At 51.0% G+C, this 4,900-nt stretch carries 4 protein-coding genes and 2 pseudogenes; all 6 read left to right on the plus strand.

The annotated features are described in order from the left end of the window. Positions 1-1,111 (plus strand): glycoside hydrolase family 99-like domain-containing protein (locus HCU66_RS26640; RefSeq protein ID WP_241015709.1); only part of this gene is annotated, 1,111 nt, incomplete at its 5' end. A gap of 4 nt (positions 1,112-1,115) precedes the next feature. Further along, entirely contained in the window at positions 1,116-2,267 is a 1,152-nt protein-coding gene (locus tag HCU66_RS26645; RefSeq protein WP_205891350.1) for a DUF1972 domain-containing protein, read from the plus strand. Continuing rightward, positions 2,264-3,331 (plus strand): dTDP-glucose 4,6-dehydratase, encoded by a 1,068-nt coding sequence (rfbB, locus tag HCU66_RS26650; RefSeq protein WP_205891351.1) that lies wholly within the window; start codon positions 2,264-2,266, stop codon positions 3,329-3,331. The genes HCU66_RS26645 and rfbB overlap by 4 nt, the downstream gene beginning before the upstream one ends. A gap of 45 nt (positions 3,332-3,376) precedes the next feature. Then, on the plus strand, positions 3,377-4,255 hold the full coding sequence (gene rfbA / locus HCU66_RS26655; RefSeq protein ID WP_205891352.1) for a glucose-1-phosphate thymidylyltransferase RfbA: 879 nt from the start codon (positions 3,377-3,379) through the stop codon (positions 4,253-4,255). Then, positions 4,252-4,758, plus strand: a pseudogene (rfbC, locus tag HCU66_RS26660) (dTDP-4-dehydrorhamnose 3,5-epimerase); the annotation flags it as partial. The gene rfbA and the pseudogene rfbC, both read left to right, overlap by 4 nt. Then, a pseudogene (locus tag HCU66_RS26665) lies at positions 4,730-4,900 on the plus strand (ABC transporter substrate-binding protein); the annotation flags it as partial. The pseudogenes rfbC and HCU66_RS26665, both read left to right, overlap by 29 nt.

The raw sequence follows: 4,900 nt of genomic DNA on the forward strand, positions 1-4,900 counted from the left end.
CTACTTATATCTGTGTGGGGAGGGGGCTCTCGTGAGACCTGGAAAAAAATCGATCGCTAAGTTAATTCTACTTGCATTGGTTTCTTATCCCATAAGTTTGTATGCGGACATTAGCGTTGGTGTTTATTATTTTCCCGGCTGGCTTAAATCTGCACCATTGAAGCCCAATGATCCTTGGTTGAAAATAAAAAAATATCCGGAAAAAAAACCATTGAATGGATGGTACAAAGATGGGGACCCACACACAACGGAGCAGCAAACTACCTGGATGCACAAAGCAGGAATAGATTTTATAATTTATGATTGGTATTGGTTAGAAAATCATGGTGTTACCCTTAATCAGACAATTGACTCCTTTATAGCATCTAAATCAAAAAAAGGAATTGAGTTTTCTATCCTTTGGGCTAATCACTTTAATTCGCCGCGATCCATGAGAACTTTCGATATGGTTGTTGAGTATTGGATTGCTAATTATTTTTCTTCTTCCGATTATAAAACAATAGATGGCAAGCCGGTTGTTTTTATTTTCTCGCCTCAAGAATTAGATAGGCAAGCTCGTATCTTCGGAAGTTCTTCAAGGGAATTAATTGATAGAGCTCGAGAAAAAGCAGTAAGTTCAGGGCTTAATGGCATATATTTTGTTGGGGTAAGCCAAGCTTTAAGCAATAACCTATTTAATATAACAAAAGATGGTTATGATGCGCTCACGGCATACAATTACCACTACGGTGTGTCAGGAGAGCACAATAAATCCACTAAGCCTTCCACAAGCTATCAAGAGTTGACCGACGGCTACGAGCAGTCATGGCAATGGATCATTGATAATACTAAAATCCCCTATTTTGTTCCTGTAACATCCGGGTGGGACAAACGTCCTTGGGGAGGTAGTAAAGACTTGAGTCACGATAACTCAACGAGTACACCTGAGCAGTTTGGTCATCATGTTTCTGCTGCAAAGAAATTTATTGAAATGCACCACAAAAAGACACTAGGTCATATGGTTATATGTTGCTGGAATGAATATGGTGAAGGCTCCTACATCGAGCCCACGAAAAAATTTGGCACTGATTATATTAGGGCTTTAAAACAATCTCTCGACAAAAAAGACTAACCATATGAAGCATAAAAATTTATATATATTGGGCATACGAGGTGTTCCTGCCCAACATGGCGGCTTCGAAACATTTGCAGAGAAGCTCGCACTTTACTTAACAAGCAACGGTTGGACGGTCACCGTTTATTGTCAGGAAGAAGGTATTGGGAGTACTACCTCCACAGAATGGAATGGAATTCAAAGAATACATATTCCGATTGCCAATACAGGGGATTTTAGTATTATCAATGATNCTACCGCGGGAACGATGTTCTTCGACTGGAAAGCCACTGTCCATGCGCTGGGCCAGGACGGCCTTTTTCTTACCCTCGGCTACAACACTGCTGTCTTCAACATTCTCCAGCGCATCAAAGGTCAAACTAATGTCATCAATATGGATGGCATCGAATGGAAGCGCGAAAAGTGGGGCTTGGTAGCTAAAACCTGGTTCTGGCTCAATGAGCGGGCAGGTTGCTGGTTTGGTAACCATCTGGTGGCCGACCACCCGATGATCAAGGAGCACCTGGCCACTCGAGTCTCAAGCTCCAAGATCACTATGATTCCCTATGGTGGCGACCGAGTAACTGATGCTGATCCCACAGCTTTGGCTCGATACAATCTGGAGCCCCAAGGTTTTTCTGTGGTTATCGCCCGGCCAGAACCGGAGAACTCTTTCCTGCAGATCGTCAAGGCGTTTAGTAGTAAACGGCGCAATCACAAACTCGTTGTGCTGGGAAACTTCACCCCGGACAAGAACAAGTACCACAAACAAGTAATGGATGCCGCCGGGGACGAGGTTATTTTTCCCGGTGCCATCTATGAAGCAATGGTTGTTCAAGCGCTGCGCTATTTCAGTCGTTTCTATATCCATGGCCACCGTGTCGGCGGCACCAACCCTTCGCTGGTAGAGGCATTGGGCGCTGGCTGCTCGGTGATTGCCCATAACAACCATTTCAACCGTTGGGTCGCCGGTGATGCGGCGGTGTACTTCGACGACGAGCACGACTGTGCCAAGTTGTTCGAGAAGTACTTGCGCGACGACCATAACCATTTGATCGCGGCGATGAAGGCTGAAAGCACCCGCCGCTTCAACGAAAAGTTCACTTGGGAAAACATCCTTTCCCAATATGAAAAATTACTGATCCAGTGGTACCCCAAGGAGTACAGCAAGTGACCCAACGTATTATCGTCACCGGCGGTGCCGGTTTTATCGGCTCGGCCGTCGTTCGCCATCTGATTAACAACACCGATGTGAGCGTACTCAACATCGACAAGCTCACCTACGCCGGCAATACCGAGTCCTTGGCATCGGTGGCGGGCACCCCGCGGTATGAATTCCAACAGGTGGATATCTGCGACACGGCGACGCTGCACGAGTTGTTCGCGCGTTTCCAGCCCGATGCGGTGATGCACCTGGCGGCCGAGTCCCATGTAGACCGTTCCATCGACAGCCCGTCGGACTTCATCCAGACCAACATCGTCGGCACCTACAGCATGCTGGAGGCTAGCCGCCGCTACTGGTCGGGGCTGGCGGCGGAGCAGAAACAGGGCTTTCGCTTCCACCATATCTCCACCGATGAAGTCTATGGCGACCTGGAAGGTACTGACGACCTGTTCACCGAGACCACGCCCTACGAGCCGAGTTCGCCGTACTCGGCATCCAAGGCCGGCTCCGACCACTTGGTGCGCGCTTGGCACCGCACGTATGGCCTGCCGGTGCTGGTCACCAATTGCTCAAACAACTACGGGCCCTTCCACTTCCCCGAGAAGCTGATTCCCCATGTGATTCTCAATGCTATTCACGGCAAGCCGCTGCCGGTATATGGCGATGGCTCGCAGATCCGCGACTGGCTGTTTGTCGAAGACCATGCCCGAGCGCTGTTCGAAGTGGTGTCGCGCGGCACCGTGGGCGAAACCTACAACATCGGCGGGCACAACGAGAAGCGCAACCTGCAAGTGGTGGAAACCATCTGCGAGCTGCTCGATGAGCTGCGCCCCTGCGATGAAGAGCTGGGCTCTTACAAGGAACTGATCACCTTCGTCACCGACCGCCCCGGGCATGATCTTCGTTACGCCATTGATGCGAGCAAGATCGAGCGTGAGCTCGGTTGGCGACCACAGGAAACCTTTGAAAGCGGCCTACGCAAAACGGTTCAGTGGTATCTGGATAATCAAGAGTGGTGGCAACGGGTCCTTAACGGTGAATACCGCCCGGAACGTCTTGGCAATATCGGTTGAACCATTCAAACCCTGCCTCAATTAAACTTTGAAGGGAATTCTCATATGAAAGGCATTATTCTGGCGGGAGGCTCCGGCACCCGCTTGCATCCCATTACCCGTGGCGTATCCAAACAACTGCTGCCGGTCTATGACAAACCGATGATTTATTATCCGCTGTCGGTATTAATGCTGGCGGGCATTCGCGAGATATTGATTATTTCCACGCCGCAGGACTTACCCAACTTCCAGAACCTGTTGGGTGACGGTTCTTCTTTCGGCATTGAACTCAGCTATGCCGAACAACCTTCTCCCGATGGCCTGGCTCAGGCTTTTCTGATTGGCGAGGACTTTATCGGCGACAGCAACGTGGCGCTGATTCTCGGCGACAACATCTTCTACGGTTATGGCTTCAGTGCCTTGTTGCGCGAAGCGTCACAGCGACAGACCGGTGCCACCGTCTTCGGTTATCGCGTCAGCGATCCGGACCGTTTTGGTGTTGTCGAGTTCGACAGCGACGGTAAGGCGATCTCGATCGAAGAGAAGCCAAAACATCCGAAGTCCGACCATGCTGTCACCGGCTTGTATTTCTACGATAAAGACGTGGTTAGCATTGCCAAGCAAGTCAAACCTTCGATCCGCGGCGAGCTTGAAATCACTGACGTGAACAACGCGTATCTGCAGCGCGGGGATCTGCATGTCAGTGTGCTGGGGCGTGGTTTTGCCTGGCTGGACACCGGCACCCATGATTCATTGATGGAGGCCGGGCATTTCGTCCAGACCATTGAAGCGCGGCAGGGCTTGAAAGTGGCTTGCCTTGAAGAAGTGGCCTACCACCAGGGTTGGTTGTCGGCCGCGGAACTGGATAAACAAGCCACCGCGTTACACAAAACCGGCTACGGCCAATACCTGGCGCGGGTGCTGACTACGGAGCCTGCGAAATGAATGTCATCGAAACTCGGTTGCCCGGCGTATTGATTATTGAGCCCAAGGTGTTTGGCGATGCACGCGGGTTCTTTCTCGAGAGCTATCATGAGCAGCGTTATCGCGACGCCGGCATCGAATTACCTTTCGTCCAGGACAATCACTCGCGCTCGCAGTATGGCGTGTTGCGTGGTTTGCACTTCCAGCGGACTCGGCCCCAGGGCAAGTTGGTGCGGGTCACCCAAGGGGCCGTGTACGACGTGGTGGTAGACATCAATCCTGAATCCCCGACGTGTGGTGAACATGTGGGGGTCAAGTTGACTGCCGACAACCATCTTCAGCTATGGGTGCCGCCAGGTTATGCCCACGGCTTTTGCGTGCTCAGCGATATCGCCGATTTTCAATACAAATGCACTGACCTGTATTTTCCCGAGGACGAGGGTGGGTTGCTCTGGAATGATCCGGAGCTGGACATTGCTTGGCCTTTGGAGTCGCCCCAGCTTTCGGAAAAAGACCATCGATCAACTGCGCGAACTGGACGTGAAGGTGATCTTCTCGGAGATGGATTTCCCGTCCACCTACGTCGATACCATCCAGCGTGAGTCCGGGGTGAAGCTGTATCCGCTGTCACACATTTCCTATGGCGAATACACCGCCGACAAGTAC

The sequence above is a fragment of the Pseudomonas frederiksbergensis genome (assembly GCF_017114915.1).
GTDB lineage: Bacteria > Pseudomonadota > Gammaproteobacteria > Pseudomonadales > Pseudomonadaceae > Aquipseudomonas > Aquipseudomonas frederiksbergensis_I.